This is a genomic window from Microbacterium aurum (genome assembly GCF_016907815.1).
GTDB classification, from domain to species: domain Bacteria; phylum Actinomycetota; class Actinomycetes; order Actinomycetales; family Microbacteriaceae; genus Microbacterium; species Microbacterium aurum.
This window is the reverse complement of the sequence record NZ_JAFBCQ010000001.1, coordinates 1,243,631-1,263,550: the sequence shown is the minus strand read 5'-3', so window position 1 is coordinate 1,263,550 and position 19,920 is coordinate 1,243,631. Positions and strand designations below refer to the sequence as shown.

Genomic DNA, 19,920 nt, shown 5'->3' with positions numbered 1-19,920 from the left:
TCCTCTCACGTGTCGCGCGACGTGTCCGATTCGGCACCGGCGAGCGCGCGGAGAGCGGCCCGGTCGGGCTTGCCGCTGGGAAGGAGGGGGATCTCCGGCACGTGCAGGATGCCGCGGGGCCGCGCGGGCGTGCCGGCCTCCGCCGCCACGGCGTCGCGGATCACGGGGAGGAGGGCGTCCCCGGCATCCGTCGCCACGACCACCACCGAAGCCTGGCCCCACCGGTCGTCCGGCACCGGCACGACGACGGCGGACTCCAGACCCGGGAGGGCGCGGACGATGCGCTCGACGCGGTCGAGGGAGACGTTGACGCCGCCCGAGACGATGACGTTGTCGATGCGGCCGCTGATGCGCAGCGCACCGTCGACGACGGCGCCGGTGTCGCCGGTGCGATACCAGCGGGTGCCGCCCGCGTCTCGGACGAACGCGGCAGCGGTGCGCTCCGGCTCACCGAGGTAGCCGTCGGCGAGCGTGGGGCCGGACAGCTGCACCTCCCCGTCGACGGTGCGGATGCCGACGCCGCGCAGCGGCACCCCGTCGTAGACGCAGCCGCCGGCCGTCTCGCTCGACCCGTAGGTGCGGACGATCCGCGCGCCCGCGGCGGCGGCGCGCTCCGCGAGTGCGGGCGGCAGCGCCTGACCGCCGACGAGGATCGCCGCGAAGCGCGCGAGGGCGCGCGCCGTCGCGGGGTCGGGATCGTCGAGCAGCGTCTGCAGCTGCGCCGGCACGAGCGAGGTGTAGATCGGCAGGCGGCGGCCGCCGTCGCTCGAGGCCATCGCCGAGGCCGCCGCGGTGAAGGCGTGCGCGGAGAACGATCCGGAGAGGATGGCGGGCTCATGTCCTGCGACCAGTGAGCGCACGAGCACCTGCACCCCGGCGATGTACCCGGCGGGCAGGGCGAGCAGCCAGGCGCCCTCGCCGATGCGCTCCGCGGTGGCCAGGGCGCTGGAGGTGAGGGCGGACCGGCTGAGCGCGACGGACTTCGGAAACCCCGTCGAGCCCGACGTCGTGACGACGACCCCCGTCCCCGCGGGCACCTCGGCCGGCACGTCCGCGCGCCCGCCGAGGGCGATCGCCGGCCCCGCGCCCAGGACCGCGCCGCGGAGACCCCGCAGCACCGCGCGGGCGTCGGCCCCGTCGACGGGCTCGAGCCGCATCAGAAGTGGTAGGGGTAGGGCGACCAGTCCGGGTCGCGCTTCTGCAGGAACGCGTCGCGACCCTCGACGGCCTCGTCGGTGCCGTACGCCAGCCGTGTCGCCTCCCCGGCGAACACCTGCTGGCCGACCATCCCATCGTCGACCGCGTTGAAGGCGAACTTCAGCATCCGGATCGCCGTCGGCGACTTGCCGAGGATCGTCCTCGCCACAGCCACCGCCTCGCGCTCGAGCTCGGCGTGCGGCACGACCCGGTTCACCGCGCCCATCTCGTACGCGCGCTGTGCGGAGTACTCCTCCGCGAGGAAGAACACCTCGCGGGCGACCTTCTGCCCGACCTGGCGAGCCATGTACGCGGAGCCGTAGCCGGCGTCGAAGCTGCCCACGTCGGCATCCGTCTGCTTGAAACGGCCGTGCTCGGCGGAGGCGATCGACAGGTCGCAGACGATGTGCAGCGAATGCCCGCCGCCCGCCGCCCAGCCCGGGATGACGGCGATGACGACCTTCGGCATGAAGCGGATGAGCCGCTGCACCTCGAGGATGTGCAGGCGGCCCGCGCGGGCGCTGTCGGGGGCGGTGGCGTCGTCGGCGGCGTACGTGTACCCGTCACGCCCGCGGATGCGCTGGTCGCCGCCGGAGCAGAACGCCCAGCCGCCGTCCTTCGGGCTCGGACCGTTGCCGGTGAGGAGCACCACCCCGATCTTCGGGTCCTGCCGCGCGATGTCGAGGGCGCGGTAGAGCTCGTCGACGGTGTGCGGGCGGAAGGCGTTACGCACCTCGGGCCGGTCGAATGCGATGCGGGCGATGCGCCCGTCGAGCGACACGTGGGCCGTGATGTCGGTGTAGGCATCCGCACCGGGAGCGAGCGTCCACACGGACGGGTCGAACAGCTCGGAGACGGTCTCGGGCGCGATGTCGGTCACGCCCCCAGCCTACGCGCGGGCGTCACACGGCTCCGGGTGGGCGGCGGCGCACCCTACGCTGGACCGGTGACGTCGACTTGCCGCATCCTGACCCTGCTCGCCGCCGGCGCCCTCGCGCTCGGGCTCGCCGCCTGCACCACGACGATCGCCGACCCGCCCGCCACGGGCCCGACCGGCGGCGCGAACGCGGCCCTCGTCACCAGTGGCGCCTGCACCGGTGACGACGGCGTGACGATCATCGTCGACGCGTCCGCCCTCGATGACGCCGAGCCGCAGGCGCAGTGTTTCCTGACCGATGAGTCCGTGCCGGCCGCCGATGCCTTGACCGTCGCGCAGGTCGACGTCGAAGGCACCGAGCAGTATGGGGATCAGGTCGTGTGCCGGGTGAACGGGCTGCCGTCGGCATCCGAGCCCGTCGGGTCGACGGAAGACCCGGCGTACGTGGAGTCGTGCGAGACGATGCCCGCGGCCTTCGCCTACTGGTCGCTGTGGCTGAAGCCCGCGGGCGGCGAGTGGGACTACGCGCAGGAAGGACTGTCGACGCTGCAGGTCGAGCCGGGCGACAGCATCGAGCTGCTGTTCACGCTCGACGGGGCGCCCGCCGCGCCCGCCGCGTGAGCGCGCGCCGTACGCTCATGTCGTGACGCGCGGAGTGACGTTCCGGCCGGCACCGCTGCGCGCGGCCGCCGTGCTCGCGGCCGCCTTCATCGCGGTGCGCGTGCTGTACCGGGTGCTGTTCCACGGTGCCGACGGGACCGGGCCGGTGGTGCTGCCGCTGCCGCAATGGCGGCTGCCGCCGCCGTTCGCGCACGTCGTGATGTTCGGGCCGGTGACGGTGGACGGGCTGTGGGATGCCGCGGTCAGCGCCCTGCCGATCGCGCTGACGATTCTCGCGTTCGGTGCGCTCAGCGCGCTGCTGGACATGCCGCGGCTGATCGCGCGCGGCGCGCGGCGGGGACCGCTGCAGGGCCTCGCGCGCGCAGTGTCGATCGCGTGGGCGACGCTGCCCTCGCTCGCCGACGCCGTGCGCGCCGCGCGGTTCGCGCAGCGGCTGCGCGGCGAGCGCGGCGGCGTGCGGCTGCTCGCCCCCGTCCTGGAGCACACCCTGGAACGGGCGACCGCGGTCGCCGCAGCGCTCGAGCTGCGGGGGTACGCCGGGCGCGAGCTGGCGGGCGAGTGCCGGCATCCGGTCGCGCTGCGGGAGGCCGCCGCCGGGTTCGGAACGGCAGGCGCGGCACCGGTCGTGACCGTGCCGCACTTCGACCTCTCCCCCGGGACCCTCACCGTGCTGACCGGCGCCACGGGGTCGGGGAAGACGACGCTGCTGCGCGTGCTCAGCGGACTGCACGCGCACGTCGACGGCGGCTGGACCGCGGGGTCCGTGAGGGTCGTCGGGCACGACCGCGGCGAGGTGCCCCCGCGCGATGTGGCGCGATGCGTGGGCGTCGTGCTGCAGCATCCGCGTGCCGCGTTCGCGACGGGTCGCGTCGCGGACGAGATCGGCCTCGCGCTCGAGCTCCGCGGTGTCGCGCGCGTGCTGATCGACGCACGCGTGCGCGAGGTCGCCGACCGTGTCGGGGTGACGGGGCTGCTCGACCGCGATCTGCGGGGCCTGTCGGCCGGCGAGGCGACGCTCGTCGCGATCGCGGCGGCGATCGTCGAGCAGCCCATCCTGCTGCTCGTCGATGAGCCGCTCGCCGACCTCGACGCGGCCGCGCGCGAGCGAATCGTCGCGCTGCTCGGCGCGCTCGCGCACGAGGCCGGAATCTGCGTCGTGGTGGCCGAGCACCGCGCCGACGAGTTCTCCGGCGTGGCCGACCGGTGGCTGACGGTCGACCAGGCGGCCGTGCGCGCCGCGCTGCCCGCGGAAACTCCACGGATCTCGGCACCGGAAGCCCCCGTGCCCGGCTCTGCGTCCGGATCCGCATCGAATCCGTGGAGTTCTGGCGCGCGTACGGCGCGGGCCGAGCCGCAGGGTGAACCCATCCTGGAGCGCTCCGGCATCACGGTGAGACACGGCGACCGGGTGGTCGTCGATGCCGCCGCGCTCACGCTGCAGCGTGGCGAGATCGCCGCCCTGCGCGGCCCGAACGGCGCGGGCAAGTCGAGCCTGCTGGTGGCGCTCGCGACCGGCGCGCACGCGACGGCCATCGCCCTGGTCCCCGACGACAGCGACGCGCTGTTCGTGCGAGACACGGTCGCCGCCGAGTGCCGCCGCGTCGATCGACGTCACCGGCTCGTGCCCGGAACGACGGCGGCGCGGTTCGGCGAGCTGCTCAGCCTTGCGGTGTCGGATCCCGCGCTCACGCGGCGGCTGCACGCGCACCCACGCGACCTGTCGGCCGGCGAGCGCCGCTGTCTCGCGATCGTCGTGCAGACCGCGGGCGCGCCGGGGGTGCTGCTGCTCGACGAGCCGACGCGCGGACTCGACCCCGATGCCTGCGGCCTGGTCGCCCGCGCCATCGTCGCGCAGGCGGAGGCGGGAACCGCAGTGCTGTTCGCGACCCACGACGCCGCGTTCGCCGCCCTCGCGGATCGGGAGCTGCGGATGGATGCCGGGGTGCTCGCGGCTGTGCCCGCGCCCGCGCTCGCACCCGCACCCGCGCTCACAACTTCGGAGATCTGCAGTTCTGCGGAGCAAGCCGCGGCAATCTCTCCGAAGAAGCACAGATCTCCGCGCGACCCCGAACCCGCGCCGCGCGGGAAGGGTCCCCGCCGCTGGCACACGCCCGCGCTCGTCGCAGCGAACCTCGCCGCGGCGGCGGCGTTTCTCTGGCCGCTCATCGCGATCGCGACGCCCAGCCACGCGCAGGCCGCGGTACCTTACATCGCCCTCTCACTCGCACCGCTCGCCGTCGTGCTGGTGCTCGCGGCGCTCGACGCAAGCGTCCGGTCCGCCCACACGCTGGCGCTGCTGGCGATGCTCGCCGCGATCGGCGCGGCGATCCGTATCGCGAGCACCGGCGTCGGCGGCGTGGAAGCCCTGTTCGTGCTGCTGATCCTCGCGGGCCGCGCGTACGGCGCGCGGTTCGGGCTGCTGCTGGGCGCGGCATCCATCGCCCTCTCCGCCCTCATGTGGGGCGGGGTCGGACCGTGGCTGCCGTTCCAGATGTTCGCGTGCGGGTGGGTCGGCGCCGGCGCGGGCCTGCTCCCGCGGCGCGTCCGCGGCATCCCCGAGATCGTCATGCTCGCCGCCTACGTCATCGTCGCGTCGTACGCGTTCGGACTCATCATGAACATGTGGTTCTGGCCCTTCGCCGTCGGCGCCGACACCAGCATCTCGTACGTGCCCGGCGGCTCTCTCGGCGAGAACCTGGGCAACTTCCTCGTGTACTCGCTGCTGACCTCCACGCTCAGCTGGGACACCCTCCGCGCGATCACCACGATCATCGGCCTCGCGCTCGTCGGGCGGGCGCTGCTGCGGTCGTTGCGACGCGCGAAACCGGTGGCGACCCCGACCCCGTCACCCGCACCGCTGGTTGTGGCCGTCCCACATCACTGACGATCCCGATCGTGGGACAATGGAGCACGGCGACGTCCCACCCGAACGGATGCCGCCGGGAAGGCATACCGTGCAGATCAGGAATTCCTCCGACTGGCGCGACGCCCTCCCCTTCGAGCTGCCGATCCCCGCCGCGGAGGCCGTGCCCGGAGAGCCCACCCGGTGCGCCGGCTGCGGCCCCGACAGCGAACCCTGGCCGCGTGAGGCGCTCTGGGTCGTGAAACACCGGCATCCGAACAACCCGGCGGGATTCGTGCGCTACTACTGCGCCGACCACAAGCCGACACCCAAGCTCGCGCCGCCCGTCTCGGCGCCCGAGCGCGCGCGCCGCGCCCGCGCTGCCGCACCGGCCCCACGGAAGGCCGCCGCCCCGTCGATCCCGGAGCGCGCAGCGGTCCTCTGCCCCGACTGCTTCGTCGAGGTGCCTGCGACGGGCGTCTGCGGGATGTGCGGGCAGCAGGTCGCCTGACCCGTCGCGCTGTCCCGGTAATCTGCCCGGATGACCACGCCGCGCCCGCTCAATGCCGCCGTGTGGTTCGCGATCGGCGCCGCGGGCGCCATCGTGGGCCTGCTCCCCTGGTTCGTGACCGGCGCCCGCCTGCCGCTGCAGAACCTCGGCGCGGGATCCGTCGGCGACATGCCGCTCGCGCTTCTGCCGTTCAGCCAGTATTACCTCACGTCGATCGTGGCGCTGCTCGTCGTCGGCTCCGCCGTCGCGGGCATCGCCGGGCGCGCTCTCGCCGATCGGCGGCCGCGTGCTGGCTGCGTACCCTGCGGAGATGGCCGAGTTCGGCGTCGGCGTCTTCTTCCAGGCGCTCACCATCCCCGAGGTCGTCCTGCCGCCGCTCGTCGTCGCGGCGGCCATCGGCGTCGCGGGCGCGGCCGCCGGAGCGCTCTGGCGACGCCGTCGGTCCGCCGCGAACGCACCGGCTGCGCCCGCTGCCGCCGGAGACCTCGGCGCGCTCTAGCCTGGGGAGATGCCTGTCTTCTCCGCCGATCCGGCACGCATCGACGTCGCGCTCGTCCACCGCTGGCTGAGCGAGGAGTCGTACTGGGCGAAGGGTCGCCCCCGCGCGACGCAGGATGTCGCGATGGCGGGGTCGCGCAACTACGGCGTGTACGACGAGGCGACCGGGGCACAGCTCGCCTACGCCCGCGTCGTCACCGACGGCGCGCTGTTCGCCTGGCTGTGCGACGTCTTCGTCGCCCCGGCCGTCCGCGGCACCGGAGCGGGAAAACTGTTGCTGCAGGGCGTGCTCGACGACCTCGAACCGCTCGGCCTGAAGCGGATGCTACTGGCCACCGCCGACGCGCAGGAGCTCTACCGCCGGTTCGGGTTCGCGGAGCTGTCGGGCGAGATGGCCTGGATGATCCGCCAGTCGTGAGGCAGACTGCCGACATGGCAGCTTCCCGCACCCGACCGGTCGCCGTCGCGGTGATCGGCCTCGTCGTCGTCACCGTCTACGCGGCGTGGGCGGCGCTGCAGATCCTCGTGCTGAATCCGCTCGCCGCGGGACCCGGACGCTCGCTGGCACAGATCCACGCCGAAATGGATGCCGCGGGGCAAGCCGTCGGCATCCCACCGACACTCGGCATCCTCGCCATCGGACCGCTGCTCGCGGCCGCGGTGCTCGTCGGAGTCAGCCGGGGTCACCTCGCCGCGCGGACCACAGCGATGCTCACGCTGGCCCTGCTCGCACTCGGCGCGTTCGGGTACTTCTGGGCATCTTTTATGTGGGGCATGAACCTCGCCGACACCTATGGGATCGGCGGCGGCGACCACTCGCCGTGGGCGCGGCCGCTCTATGCCGTGAGCCTGGCGTCGCTCGTCGGACTCATCGCTGTGGCGGTCGCCGGCGTGGTCCGCGACCGGCGCGCACCGGCATCCGTGGTCTGATTGCTCGTCGCGGGCGCCTCCGAACGATGATCGGTACCGTGCTCGTTGCAACGAGCTGGTCATCGTTATGCAAATAGTGTGCGCAGAGCGCACTCCGCGAGGAGCGTAGAATAGGTCCGATATCCTCGAGCGATCGCAAATAGTATCTCGCCGCGTAGGCAATTTGCGGAGGCACCGTGAGCAAGTATGCATTGCCACGTTTGGAATTCGATTCCCCTCTTGTGACGACGCTCTTCGCGATCGAACGGATGCGCGCAGATATCGGCACCGGCTCGACGCCCCCCGACGTCTACGCCGATCTGCATCAGCTGTTCGACACGGTCATGAGCGTGGTGTCAGCGCGGATCGAAGGGAACCACACAACTGTGTACGATGCCCTCGATCGGCTCAATGCCACAGGGCCTGCTCTCGATGACCAGATCAGGGAGATCTCGAATATCGCGGGTGCCGTTCGCTTCATCGACGGGATCGCTACCGAGACACCTCTCACGCATTCATTGGTGCGCGAGCTGCACCGCCGCGCCGTCGATGGCCTGGTCCGCGAAGGGGACCCGACTCCCGGCGCGTACCGCGATAAGGAAGTCGGCATCACCTTGCCCGCGGTCCGCTGGCACCCCGGCTGATCCGGCGGCTGGACGCGCTCGGCTACCTGCCAAAAATACTCTCGAACGACGCCGCGGTCTGATGCCGACCCCGCTCAGACCGAGAAGTACTTCGCCTCGGGGTGGTGGAAGACGAACGCGTCCGTCGACTGCTCGGGGTGCAGCTGCAGCTCATCGCTGAGCTCGACGCCCATCCGCTCGGGACGCAGCAGCAGGGCGACCTTGCGGCGATCCTCCATGGCGGGGCACGCGGGGTAGCCGAGCGAGAACCGCGCGCCGCGGTACTCGAGCTTGAAGAGGCCCGCTGTGTCCGTCGGATCTTCCGCCGCGAAGCCGAGCTCCGATCGGATGCGCGCGTGCCAGAACTCGGCGAGCGCTTCGGTCAGCTGCATCACGAGGCCGTTGAGCTCGTAGTAGTCGCGGTACCGGTCCTCGGCGAAGAGCTTCGCCGTCACGGCGTCGATCGCCGCACCGGCGGTGACCAGCTGCACAGGCAGGACGTCGACCTGCCCGGACTCGCGCGAGCGCACGAAATCCGCGAGATTCAGGTGCCGGTCGCGGCGCTGCCGCGGGAAGTGGAAGCGCAGGCGGTCGGCGCCGATCGCGCCGCCTGACCCCCCGTCCGGCGCGAGCAGCCCGGGCACGCCGAGCACACCGGTCGGGTCGTCGCCGTGATGGAGCACGACGATGTCGTCGCCCTCCGAGACGACCGGGAAGTACCCATACGCCACAGAAGCGTCCAGCATCCCCTCGGTGAGGATGCGGTCGAGCCAGTACCGCAGCCGCGGCCGGCCCTCCGTCTCAACCAGCTGCTCGTAGCTCGGCCCGTCCTCGCCGCGGCCGGGCTTCAGCCCCCACTGCCCCATGAAGGTCGCGCGCTCATCGAGGAACGCGGCGTAGTCGGCGAGCGCGATCCCGCGGACGATCCTCGTCCCCCAGAACGGCGGCGCCGGAACGGGATTGTCGGATGCCACGTCGCTGCGCGCCGGCATCGCCTCGGGCTCTGTGAGCGTCAGGCGAGAGCCCGCCGCGTGGATGCGCTTCTTCAGCGGCGGCAGGCCCACGGCATCCCTCGCCTCGCCGCGCGCGATGCGGACGAGCGGCTCCATCAGGGCGAGACCCTCGAAGGCATCCTTCGCGTACCGCACCTCGCCGTCGAAGAGCTCCGCGAGGTCCTGCTCGACGTACGCGCGCGTCAGCGCCGCCCCGCCGAGGATCACGGGCCACCGGCCCGCCAGACCCCGTGCCTGCAGCTCCTGCAGGTTCTCCTTCATGACGACCGTCGACTTCACGAGCAGGCCACTCATGCCGATGACGTCGGCGCCATGCTCCTCGGCGGCCGCGATGATGTCGGCGATCGGCTGCTTGATGCCGAGGTTGATCACGGTGTAGCCGTTGTTCGTCAGGATGATGTCGACGAGGTTCTTGCCGATGTCGTGCACGTCGCCGCGGACCGTCGCGAGCACGATCGTGCCCTTGCCGGCCTCGTCGCTGCGCTCCATATGCGGCTCGAGGAGGGCGACGGCGGTCTTCATGACCTCGGCGGACTGCAGCACGAACGGCAGCTGCATCTGCCCCGACCCGAACCGCTCGCCGACGACCTTCATACCTTCGAGTAGGTGGTCGTTGATGATGGCGAGCGGGCTCGTGCCCCCGGCCCGCGCCAGGTCGAGGTCGGCCTCCAGACCCTTCAGCTCGCCGTCGATGATGCGGCGCTCGAGGCGCTCGCCCACCGGCAGCGCCGCGAGCTCCGCCGCCCGCTGATCACGGAGCGCGGCCGTGTCGACGCCGGCGAACAGGTCGAGCATGGTGGCGAGCGGGTCGTAGGTGAGGTTGCCCTCGGCATCCCATTCGCGCCGGTCCCACACGAGATCGAGCGCGACCTTCCGCTGGGCCTCGTCGAGGGATGCCAGAGGCACGATCTTCGCGGCGTCGATGATGCCGCTCGTGAGCCCCGCCTGCGTCGCCTCGTGCAGGAACACCGAGTTCAGCACGCTCCGCGCCGCCGGGTTCAGGCCGAACGACACGTTCGAGACGCCGAGGGTCGTGTTGATGCCGGGGTACTTCGCCGTGAGCTGCCGGATGGCCTCGATCGTCTCGATGCCGTCGCGCCGCGTCTCCTCCTGCCCCGTCGCGATCGGGAACGTCAGGCAGTCGACGATGATGTCCGAGGTGCGCAGGCCCCACTCGCCGACGAGCTCGTCGACGAGCCGCGACGCGATCCGCACCTTGTCGGCGGTCGTACGCGCCTGACCCTGCTCGTCGATCGTGAGGGCGATGACGGCGGTGCCGTGCTCCTTGACGAGCGGCATGATGCGACCGAAGCGGGATGCCGGGCCGTCGCCGTCCTCGTAGTTGACGGAGTTCACGACGGGCCGGCCGCCGATGAGCTCGAGGCCCGCCTGGATCACCGCGGGCTCGGTCGAGTCGATCACGAGCGGGAGCGTGGATGCCGAGGCGAAGCGGGAGACCACCTCGCGGATGTCGGCGACGCCGTCGCGACCCACGTAGTCGACGCACACGTCGAGCAGGTGCGCCCCGACGCGGATCTGGTTCCGCGCGATCTCGACGCAGTCGTCCCAGCCCCCCTCGAGCATCGCCTCGCGGAACGCCTTGGAGCCGTTCGCGTTGGTCCGCTCGCCGATCGCGAGGTAGCTCGCGTCCTGACGGAACGGGACGTGCTGGTAGAGGGATGCCACGCCGGGCTCATCGGTCGCCCCGCGAGGAGCGAAGCGACGAGACGAAACGCCCGCACCGCCCAGCCGCTCCACGACGGCGGCGAGGTGCTCGGGGGTCGTACCGCAGCAGCCGCCGATGAGGCCCAGCCCGAACTCGCGGACGAACTGCTCGTGCGCGGTGGCGAGCTCGGCGGGCGTCAGCGGGTAGTGCGCGCCGTCGGCGCCCAGCACCGGCAGGCCCGCGTTGGGCATGCACGCGATCGTCACACTCGAGTGCTTCGACAGATGCCGCAGGTGCTCGCTCATCTCGGCGGGGCCGGTCGCGCAGTTGAGTCCGATGGCATCCACGCCGAGGGGCTCGAGCGCCGTCAGCGCCGCGCCGATCTCCGAGCCCATGAGCATCGTGCCGGTCGTCTCGACGGTGACCTCGACGAAGATCGGCAGGCGGATGCCGCGGGCCACGATCGCCTGCTTGCAGCCGTTGATCGCCGCCTTCGTCTGCAGCAGGTCCTGGCTGGTCTCGACGAGGAAAGCGTCCGCTCCCCCGTCGATGAGGCCCTCGGCCTGCAGCGCGAACGTCTCCTTGAGGTGCGCGTACGTCGTGTGACCGAGCGAGGGGAGTTTGGTGCCCGGCCCCATCGAGCCAAGCACCCAGCGCATCCGGCCGTCTGCGGCTTCGGCCGCTTCGGCGCGCTCCCGCGCAATCCGGGCCCCCGACTCGGCGAGCTCGTGGATGCGGTCGTCGATGCCGTAGTCCGACAGGTTCGACCAGTTCGCCCCAAACGTGTTGGTCTCGACGGCATCCACCCCGACCGCGAAGTAAGCGTCGTGGATTGCCGCGACGACGTCGGGGCGCGTGACGTTGAGGATCTCGTTGCAGCCCTCGAGCCCGGCGAAGTCGGTCTCGATCTGCAGGTCGTGCCGCTGCAGCATCGTGCCCATGGCCCCGTCGGCGATGACGACGCGGGATGCCAGGGCATCCCGCAGCGCCTGCGCCCGCTCGGTCCGCGGCACGCCGTCGATGTCGAGAGCGAAGCGGGGCGAGGTCACGGGCGCGGTCACCGGGTGATTCTCCCACGCGCACGCGCCGGGCTCAGGCCTCGACCCGACCGCGGCGCGCCTTGACGAACCCGTCGACCGCGTCCCAGAGCGCGACACCCACGATGCCGACCGCAACGATCGCGCCGACCACCTGCGGCAGGTCGGCACCGGCGCCGGCGGCGATCACGATGTCGTATAGCGCGGGGTTCACGAGGAGTCCGGCACCCAGCATCCAGAGCAGAACGGATGCCGAGACGATGGCCAGCACCGTGTTCGCCACCGCGAGGCCCATGGTCCACCTGCCACGTCGGTACGCGAGCACGGCGAGGACGATCTCGCCCGCCATGAGCGCCCCAAGCACGACGGCCCATCCCGGCCAGAGGCCGGGGTTCAAGAACGACATCCACGAACCGTGGAGGTACACGAACCCGATCGTGAGGTCCCACACGATCGCGCCAGCGAGGATCGCGACCCAGACGATGCCGCCGACGAGGTCGGACAGCCGCGCACCGGTCTCGCGCGGCTCGGGCAGGCTGTCGACGCTCCACGGGATCAGCGGGTCGCCGGTCGCACCGGTCGTGCGCTCGAGGACGGCGAACACGAGCGTGACCCAGAAGCCCACGTGCACCACGACCGAGAGGGTGACGGCGACGACCTGCCCGATGACCTCGCCGACGGTCGCGCCCGCGATGATCTGCGCGATCGCGACGGCGACCGCGGCGCAGGCGGGAACGATCCACAGCAGGAGGATCAGCAGCCGCTTCCATTCCAGGAAGTAGCGCGGGCCGATGAGCGAGAGCGGGCGGTCGGCGTAGCCGGCGGCGAGCCGGTCCGGGTCGCCGAGCTCGGTGAGGACGGCGCGCTCGGCGGCATCCGCCGGTTCGCCGGCCTCGATCCTCGCGTCGAGCTGGTCGGCGATCGACGCGCGCAGCTCGTCGGCGACATCGGCGCGCTGCTGCTCGGGGATGCTGCGGGTGACCGCGAGGACGTAGCGGTCGGTCAGGGTGGCGGTCATGTCAGTTCTCCTCGGACGGAACGGGAAGGGCGGCGATCGCGGCGGCGAGCGCGTCGAAATCGGTGGTGAGCGCCTCTGCCAGGCGGTGGCCGGCGGGCGACGTGCGGTAGAACTTGCGGGGCCGCGCCTCGTCGGTGTTCCACTCGCTGGTGAGGTGTCCCTGCTTCTCCAGTCGGCGCAGCAGGGGGTAGAGCGTGTTGGCATCGGTGTCGAATCCGCGCTGCTGCAGGTCCTCCAGCAGCCCGTACCCATAACCCGGCTCGGCGAGCAGCCGCAGGCAGGCCAATACGACGGTTCCGCGCCGCAGCTCCTGCAGGTGGGTCTCCCGCGCCTCATTCTCGGTCATGCTTCACACGATACTGTGCGTCACACACTATCGTCAAGGACACACCCACCATTCCGCCGGTGACAGCGGGCAGGATGGATGCCGTGAGCTTCCCCGCGCTGTCCGACCTGCGCGCCACGGCGCGTGTCGTCTCCCTCCCGCTCGTCACGCGCTTCCGCGGCATCGACGCCCGCGAGGCGCTTCTGCTGGAGGGACCGCAGGGCTGGACGGAGTTCTCCCCCTTCGTCGAGTACGACGACGCCGAGGCCGCGGCGTGGCTGACCGCCGCGATCGACTTCGGGTGGCATCCACAGCCCGCGCCGGTGCGGGACGCCGTCGCCGTCAACGCCACCGTGCCTGCGGTGGCGCCGGCATTCGTCCCCGCAGTCCTCGCCCGTTTCGACGGCTGCCGCACGGCGAAGGTGAAGGTCGCCGAGCGCGGGCAGACCCTCGCCGACGACGTCGCCCGCGTGCGCGCGGTGCGGCAGCAGCTCGGCGCCGAAGGGCGCGTGCGCCTCGACGCCAACGGCGGGTGGAACCTCGACGAGGCCGAGCACGCCGTGCACGCGTTGTCGGAGTTCGACCTGGAGTACCTCGAGCAGCCGTGCGCGAGCATCGACGAGCTGGCCGAGCTGCGCGAGCGGATCGCGGATTGGGACATCCCGATCGCCGCGGATGAGAGCGTCCGCAAGGCATCCGACCCGCTGGCCGTCGCGCGCGCCGGCGCGGCCGATCTCATCGTCGTCAAGGCGCAGCCCCTCGGCGGCGTGCGACGCGCGCTCGAGATCGTCGCGGACGCGGGACTTCCGGCAGTCGTCTCCAGCGCGCTCGACACGAGCGTCGGGATTGCGATGGGCGTCGCCCTGGCCGCCGCGCTGCCGGACCTCGACTACGACTGCGGCCTCGGCACGGCGTCGCTCCTCGCCGCCGACGTCACCACGACACCGCTGCACCCCGAGAACGGCGCGCTGCCGGTGCGCCGCGTCGAGCCGGATGCCACCCTGCTCGAGGCCCACGCGGCCTCACCCGAGCGCCGCGACTGGTGGCTCGCCCGCCTCGAGCGGTGTTACGCGCTGCTGTGATCAGGGCGCGTCGACCAGCACGCCGACGAGGCGCTCGATCCGCTCGTTCAGCAGCGCGGTGACCTCGCCCACGGGACGGCCCTCGAGGGTCGCGCGGGTGCAGGTGTCGTCCGAGACGTCGAGCAGCAGCTGCGCCGCCTCCTCGATCGGCAGCCGCAGCCGCAGCCCATAGGTGTCCACGACGTGCCGAATGATCTCCTCCACACGGGAGCGCATGACCTCCTGCCACGCGAGGTAGGCCGCGGCCAGGCGCGGATCGCGCAGCGCCTGCGTGCGGATCTCGCTGACCAGCTGCGGCTCCAGCCGCTCGCCGAGCGACACGCCCACGACCTGGCGCACGAGCGCCGACGGATCGGCGAGCGTGTCGGGCTCGAGCCCGCGCACGCGCCCGGCGACCTCCTCGAGCTTGGCGTCGGCGAGCTGTGTGATGAGGGCGAGGAACAGCTCGTCCTTCGACTCGAAGTTGGAGTAGAACGCCCCGCGCGTGAAGCCTGCGCGTTCACAGATCATCTCGACGGATGCCGCGTCCATCCCGACCTCGGCGAACACCTCGTGCGCGGCGTCGAGCAGGCGCGCGCGCGTCCGCGCCCGGCGTTCGCTGGCCGGAGGGGAACCGCCCGCGGGACGGGTCGACACATCGGTCACGACACCCCTCCCTTCCCGGTCAGTTTCACACCCACTCCCCAGGCTCGCGAGGAGCACGACTCTTAGGATACATCTATGTATCGGATACAGCGCTGTATCGAACACTCCCCGTCCTTCTGAACCGGAGCGCCTGTGTCCACTCTCCTGTACTCGCTCGGCCGCTGGTCATACCGTCACTCGTGGCGCGTGCTCGTGTCGTGGCTGCTGCTGCTCGCGCTGGCCGGCGGGGGCGCCGCGCTCTTCATGAAGGGCACCGACAACTCCTTCTCCATCCCCGGCACCGAGGCGCAGGAGGGCATCGCGCTGCTCGACCGCACGTTCCCCCAGGCGAGCGGTACGAGCGCACAGCTGGTCGTCGTAGCTCCCGAGGGCGAGAGGGTGGATGCCGAGCCGGTCGCCTCGGTCATCGGCGACGCCGTGAGCGAACTCGGCGGACTCGAAGGCGTCATCGCCGTCACGAACCCCTTCGACGAGATGGTCTCGGGCATGGTCTCCGACGACGAGCGCGCCGCCATCATCCGGCTCCAGTTCGACGGTCAGGCCACCGACGTCCCCGCCGACACCAAGACGGCCCTCGAGGGCATCGCGGCCGACGTCCGCGAAGCCATGCCCGCCGGATCGCAGGTCGCGATCGGCGGCGACCTGTTCTCCACGTCCGTGCCCGCACTGTCGATCACCGAAGCCGTCGGCATCCTCATCGCGCTGTTCGTGCTCATCGTGACGTTCCGCTCGATCGCCGTCGCGTGGTTCCCGCTGGCCAGTGCCCTCATCGGCGTGGGTCTCGCGATCGCGCTCATCTACGTCTCCACCGCGTTCGCGTCGATCTCCTCCACGACGCCCATGCTCGCGATCATGCTGGGCCTGGCCGTCGGCATCGACTACGCCCTGTTCATCGTCGCCCGACATCAGGACCAGGTGCGTGCCGGGGTCGAACCAGAGGAGTCGGCCGCGCGCGCGACGGGAACGGCGGGGTCGGCGGTCGTGTTCGCGGGCATCACCGTGCTCATCGCGCTCATCGGTCTGGGTTTCGCCGGCATCCCCTTCCTCACCACGATGGGCATCGCGGCCGCCGTCGCCGTCGCCATCGCCGTCCTGGTCGCCGTGACGCTCACCCCCGCGCTGCTGGGCTTCGCGAAGGGGCGCGTCGCCGGCTGGCCGCGTCGTGCGCGACGCACCTCGGCGCGTCCGGCCCGCACCCGCCGCCCACGCCGCGGTTTCGCGGAGCGCTGGGTGACGGGCGTGACCCGGCATCCCGTCGTCACGACGCTGGCCGTCGTCGTGGGACTCGGGGTCGTCGCGATCCCCGCCGCGAGCCTGCATCTGGCCCTCCCCAACGCCGGAGTGCAGCCGCCCTCCAGCGAGGCGCGGCAGGCGTACGATCTCACCGCCGAGCACTTCGGACCCGGCGCCAACGGCCCGCTCATCGTCACCGGGACGATCGTCACCTCGACCGATCCTCTCGGCCTCATGGCCGACCTCAAGGACGAGATCGAGCAGATCCCCGGCGTGAAGGAGGTCGCCCTCGCCACTCCGAACGAGACCGCCGACACCGGGCTCATCCAGGTCGTGCCCGAGACCGCGCCGGACGACCCGGCGACGGCCGAGCTCGTCCGCGAGATCCGTGCGCACCACGACGAGTGGCAGGAGAAGTACGGCGTCGACCTCAAGGTCACCGGCTTCACCGCCGTCGGCATCGACATCTCCGATCGCCTGGGTGCCGCGCTGCTCCCCTTCGGCGTCTTCGTGGTCGGGCTGTCGCTGATCCTCCTGATGATCGTCTTCCGCTCGATCTGGGTGCCGATCAAGGCGGCCGTCGGCTACCTGCTGTCGATCCTCGCCTCCTTCGGCGTCGTGGCGGCCGTGTTCGAGTGGGGCTGGTTCGCCGACCTGCTGCACGTCACCCGCACCGGCCCCGTCATCAGCTTCATGCCGATCATCCTCATGGGCGTGCTGTTCGGGCTGGCGATGGACTACGAGGTGTTCCTGGTGTCGCGCATGCGCGAGGACTACGTCCACACCCGCCGTGCCCGCGGCGGCCGCGCAGACCGCCACACCGCGGTCGGTGCGGTGCGCAGCGGGTTCACGGCCTCGGCGCGGGTCGTCACCGCCGCCGCCGTCATCATGTTCGCCGTCTTCGCGGCCTTCGTCCCCGAAGGCGACAGCTCGATCAAGCCGATCGCGCTGGGGCTCGCCGTCGGCATCGCCGTGGACGCATTCCTCGTGCGCATGACGCTCGTGCCCGCCGTCATGGCTCTTCTCGGCGAGAAGGCGTGGTGGATGCCGCGGTGGCTCGACCGGATGCTGCCGCACTTCGACATCGAGGGCGAGGCCGTCGAGCGCGAACTGGCCCTCGCCGCATGGCCCGAGCCCGAATACGCCGGCCCGCTCGCCGCCGACGGCCTCGCCGTCACGGCCGACGGCGGCCGCGGCGTCGGCGACGTGGAGCTGTTCCGCGGCGCGTCGGTGCGCCTCGGCCACGGCGACACGCTGCTCGTCACGGCCGCCGACCCGCGGGCCGGGCGCGCGTTCGTGCTCACCGTCGCCGGCCGCATCGCCCCCAGTTCGGGCCGACTGCGCGTCGCCGGACACCTCCTGCCGGGCCGCGCGGCCTGGGTGCGCGCGCACGTCGGCGTCGCCCTGCTCGACGGCGCCGCCGATCCGCTGCGGGAACTGCGCCGGGCGCTCGCCGGCGGCACGACGCTCGTCGCGATCGACGGGCTCGACACCCTCGCCGGCGCCGACCGCGACCAGGCGGCCGCGCTGCTGCGCGATGCCGCCGACGCCGCATCCGCCCGCGACGACCGCCCCGCCCTCACGATCGTCGCGTCGGCACGGCGCGAGGGCGCTGCCCTCGAGCTGCTGAGCGACGCCCACCGCCCGAGCGTTGCTGCGCTCGCCCTCACGACCGGCACCGCCGGAACCCAGACGCAGGTGATCTCCGCATGACTCTTCCCCTCGAACGCGCCCGCTCCCGCAAGCCGGTGACCTGGCTGACCCTGATCGGTGTGCTGCTGCTGCCCGTCGTGATCGGCGGCATCCTCATCGCGGCGCTGTACAACCCCGTCGAACGCCTCGACGGCATGACCGCCGCGATCGTCAACGACGATGAGCCGGTCACCGTGGGCGACCAGTACGTGCCGCTCGGGCGGCAGCTGACCGCCGGTCTCGTCGAGGGGTCGGACGAGGTGTCGAGCAACCTCACCTGGACGATCTCGAACACGGCGGATGCCGCGGCCGGCCTCGCCGATGGCACGTACGACGCGGTCGTCACGATCCCGGCGAACTTCTCCGCCGCCGCGACCTCGACCGCCGGCGCCTCCGACGGCTCGGGCGGAACCCCCCAGAAGGCGACGATCGAGGTGTCGACCTCGCCCGACAGCCTCATCGTCGACGACGCCATCACCTCGCAGATCACGCAGGCCGCCGCCTCCCTCATGGGTCAGCAGCTGTCGAGCGTGTACCTGGAGAACGTCTTCCTCGGCTTCACGACGCTCGGCGACCAGCTCGGCACCGCCGCCGACGGCGCGCATCAGCTTGCCGACGGCGCGGCGACCGCCGGCACCGGCGCGACCTCGCTCGCCGACGGGGTGCGTCAGCTCGCCGACGGTGCCGGGCAGCTGTCGGGCGGACTGGGTCAGCTTTCGTCGGGCGCGTCGCAGTACGCCGCGGGTGTGCAGTCCTACGCCGCCGGGGCACACCGATCCGCCGACGGGTTGAACACGCTGTCGACGAACCTGAACCTCCTGGTCGAACCGAGCGCGCAGCTCGCCACGGGCCTGCAGGAGTTCGCGGCGCAGGCGCAGGAGATCAGCGTGCCGCAGGAGGTGATCGACGCCGCCAAGAACGTGTCTACCAACAGCGCGGCTCTGCAGGAGAGCACCGAGGCGTCCGTGGCGCAGCTGCAGCAGCTCGCGGCGGACTGCGCGACGAACGGGTACCCGGCGGAGTTCTGCGCCGCCCTCACCGACGCGGCGCAGCGCGCCGAGGCCTCACTGCCGCAGGTGAAGGACCTGATCGGAAACTCCGGGCAGATCGCCGGGGGCCTCGAGCAGATCAACCAGCTCCCCGCCGCCACCGAGCAGCTCGCCGCCGGCGCGACGGGCATCTCGCAGGGCATCGCGGGGCTCGCCGGCGGACTGTCACAGGCCGCCGCGGGGTCGGCGTCGCTCGCGACGGGCGCCGATGGTCTCGCCGCCGGCGCGCAGCAGCTCGCCTCCGGCGCCGCGCAGTCGGCCTCGGGCGCATCGCAGCTGGCGACCGGGGCCTCGGGCGCGGCCGACGGCGCCGACCAGCTCGCGGGAGGGGTCGGTCAGCTGTCGAGCGGCACCGCCTCGCTCGCCGACGGGCTCAGCACCGCGGCATCCGCCCTGCCCTCGTACACCGACCAGCAGGCAACCGACCTGGCGTCGGTGGTGACGGATCCGGTGACGACCGACGGGACCGGGAACAACCTGTTCGGCGCGTCGGCGATCCCGCTGCTGGCGATGCTCGCGCTCTGGTTCGGTGGTCTCGCGTCGTTCATCGCGCTGCAGGCCGTGCCTCGCGACGCGCTCAGTTCGCGGCGCCCCTCGGTGCTGCTGGCGCTGCGCAACCTCGCGCCGGCGGCCGGAATCGGCGCCGCGCAGGGACTGCTCGTCGCCGTCGTGGTGCAGCTCGCCGCCGAATACGACGCGTCGGCATGGTGGAGCTTCGCCGGACTCGCTGTCGTCGCGGGCATCGCGTTCGCCGCCGTCAACCAGGCGCTCGTGGCGGTGTTCGGCGGCGCCGGGCGCTGGGTTGCGGCGCTGGTGGGCGTGCTCGCGGTGGCGACGGGAATCGTCTCCACCGTGCCGGGCGTGCTGACTGCGATCGCGACGCTCATGCCGACGACCCCCGCCTACACGGCGATGCTCGCAGCGCTGACCCCGGCATCCGGGATCGGAGCGGGCCTCGTCGGGATGCTGGTGTGGGCGGCCCTGGCCTTCATCGCGACCGTCGTCGTGGTGGCGCGCCGCCGTTCCGCCGGCGCGAAGATGCTGCTCGCGGCATCCCCCGCTCTGGCCTGATCGCGCGAGCG

General features: G+C 72.1%; 16 protein-coding genes. 10 read left to right on the top strand and 6 right to left on the bottom strand.

Annotated elements, in window-relative coordinates; all coding sequences use genetic code 11:
- Window positions 1-5: 5 nt before the first annotated feature.
- Both JOD60_RS06310 and JOD60_RS06305 read right to left on the bottom strand, forming a co-directional pair.
- Window positions 6-1,157 (bottom strand): AMP-binding protein, encoded by a 1,152-nt coding sequence (locus JOD60_RS06310; protein ID WP_076689559.1) that lies wholly within the window; start codon window positions 1,155-1,157, stop codon window positions 6-8.
- Window positions 1,157-2,068, bottom strand: coding sequence for a 1,4-dihydroxy-2-naphthoyl-CoA synthase (locus JOD60_RS06305; protein ID WP_076692085.1), 912 nt, complete (start codon window positions 2,066-2,068; stop codon window positions 1,157-1,159). The genes JOD60_RS06310 and JOD60_RS06305 overlap by 1 nt, the downstream gene beginning before the upstream one ends.
- A gap of 75 nt (window positions 2,069-2,143) precedes the next feature.
- Here JOD60_RS06305 and JOD60_RS06300 point away from each other — a divergent pair, with 75 nt between their 5' ends.
- From JOD60_RS06300 to JOD60_RS06270, 7 genes are all read left to right on the top strand, one after another.
- Entirely contained in the window at window positions 2,144-2,695 is a 552-nt protein-coding gene (locus JOD60_RS06300) for a hypothetical protein (protein ID WP_076689557.1), read from the top strand.
- Window positions 2,696-2,717: 22 nt separating this feature from the next.
- Window positions 2,718-5,579: an ATP-binding cassette domain-containing protein gene (locus JOD60_RS06295; RefSeq protein WP_232321713.1), complete on the top strand. Its 2,862-nt coding sequence runs from the start codon at window positions 2,718-2,720 to the stop codon at window positions 5,577-5,579.
- Window positions 5,580-5,598: 19 nt separating this feature from the next.
- Window positions 5,599-6,048 carry a glucose-6-phosphate dehydrogenase gene (locus tag JOD60_RS06290; protein WP_232321712.1) on the top strand — a complete coding sequence of 150 codons (450 nt, stop codon included), beginning with the start codon at window positions 5,599-5,601 and terminating at the stop codon, window positions 6,046-6,048.
- A 310-nt stretch (window positions 6,049-6,358) separates the two neighbouring features.
- Window positions 6,359-6,547 (top strand): hypothetical protein, encoded by a 189-nt coding sequence (locus JOD60_RS06285; RefSeq protein ID WP_076689553.1) that lies wholly within the window; start codon window positions 6,359-6,361, stop codon window positions 6,545-6,547.
- Window positions 6,548-6,556: 9 nt separating this feature from the next.
- Entirely contained in the window at window positions 6,557-6,964 is a 408-nt protein-coding gene (locus tag JOD60_RS06280) for a GNAT family N-acetyltransferase (RefSeq protein WP_076689551.1), read from the top strand.
- Between the two features lie 14 nt (window positions 6,965-6,978).
- Window positions 6,979-7,476, top strand: coding sequence for a hypothetical protein (locus tag JOD60_RS06275; protein ID WP_076689549.1), 498 nt, complete (start codon window positions 6,979-6,981; stop codon window positions 7,474-7,476).
- A gap of 176 nt (window positions 7,477-7,652) precedes the next feature.
- Window positions 7,653-8,099, top strand: a complete 447-nt coding sequence (locus tag JOD60_RS06270) for a Fic family protein (RefSeq protein ID WP_157127877.1) — start codon at window positions 7,653-7,655, stop codon at window positions 8,097-8,099.
- A gap of 74 nt (window positions 8,100-8,173) precedes the next feature.
- Here the strand turns inward: JOD60_RS06270 and metH are convergent, their stop codons facing one another.
- From metH to JOD60_RS06255, 3 genes are read right to left on the bottom strand one after another with little or no spacing between them, the layout of a single operon-like run.
- Entirely contained in the window at window positions 8,174-11,818 is a 3,645-nt protein-coding gene (metH, locus tag JOD60_RS06265) for a methionine synthase (protein WP_076689545.1), read from the bottom strand.
- Between the two features lie 31 nt (window positions 11,819-11,849).
- On the bottom strand, window positions 11,850-12,812 hold the full coding sequence (locus JOD60_RS06260; protein WP_076689543.1) for a permease prefix domain 1-containing protein: 963 nt from the start codon (window positions 12,810-12,812) through the stop codon (window positions 11,850-11,852).
- A 1-nt stretch (window position 12,813) separates the two neighbouring features.
- Window positions 12,814-13,158: a PadR family transcriptional regulator gene (locus tag JOD60_RS06255; protein WP_076689541.1), complete on the bottom strand. Its 345-nt coding sequence runs from the start codon at window positions 13,156-13,158 to the stop codon at window positions 12,814-12,816.
- Between the two features lie 74 nt (window positions 13,159-13,232).
- Here JOD60_RS06255 and JOD60_RS06250 point away from each other — a divergent pair, with 74 nt between their 5' ends.
- Window positions 13,233-14,219, top strand: a complete 987-nt coding sequence (locus JOD60_RS06250) for an o-succinylbenzoate synthase (RefSeq protein WP_076689539.1) — start codon at window positions 13,233-13,235, stop codon at window positions 14,217-14,219.
- Here the strand turns inward: JOD60_RS06250 and JOD60_RS06245 are convergent, their stop codons facing one another.
- Entirely contained in the window at window positions 14,220-14,864 is a 645-nt protein-coding gene (locus tag JOD60_RS06245) for a TetR/AcrR family transcriptional regulator (RefSeq protein ID WP_084201920.1), read from the bottom strand.
- A gap of 132 nt (window positions 14,865-14,996) precedes the next feature.
- Here JOD60_RS06245 and JOD60_RS06240 point away from each other — a divergent pair, with 132 nt between their 5' ends.
- Window positions 14,997-17,810, top strand: a complete 2,814-nt coding sequence (locus JOD60_RS06240; protein WP_076689537.1) for an MMPL family transporter — start codon at window positions 14,997-14,999, stop codon at window positions 17,808-17,810.
- Entirely contained in the window at window positions 17,807-19,909 is a 2,103-nt protein-coding gene (locus JOD60_RS06235) for a YhgE/Pip domain-containing protein (protein WP_076689535.1), read from the top strand. Before JOD60_RS06240 ends, JOD60_RS06235 begins: the two co-directional genes overlap by 4 nt.
- Window positions 19,910-19,920: the final 11 nt, after the last annotated feature.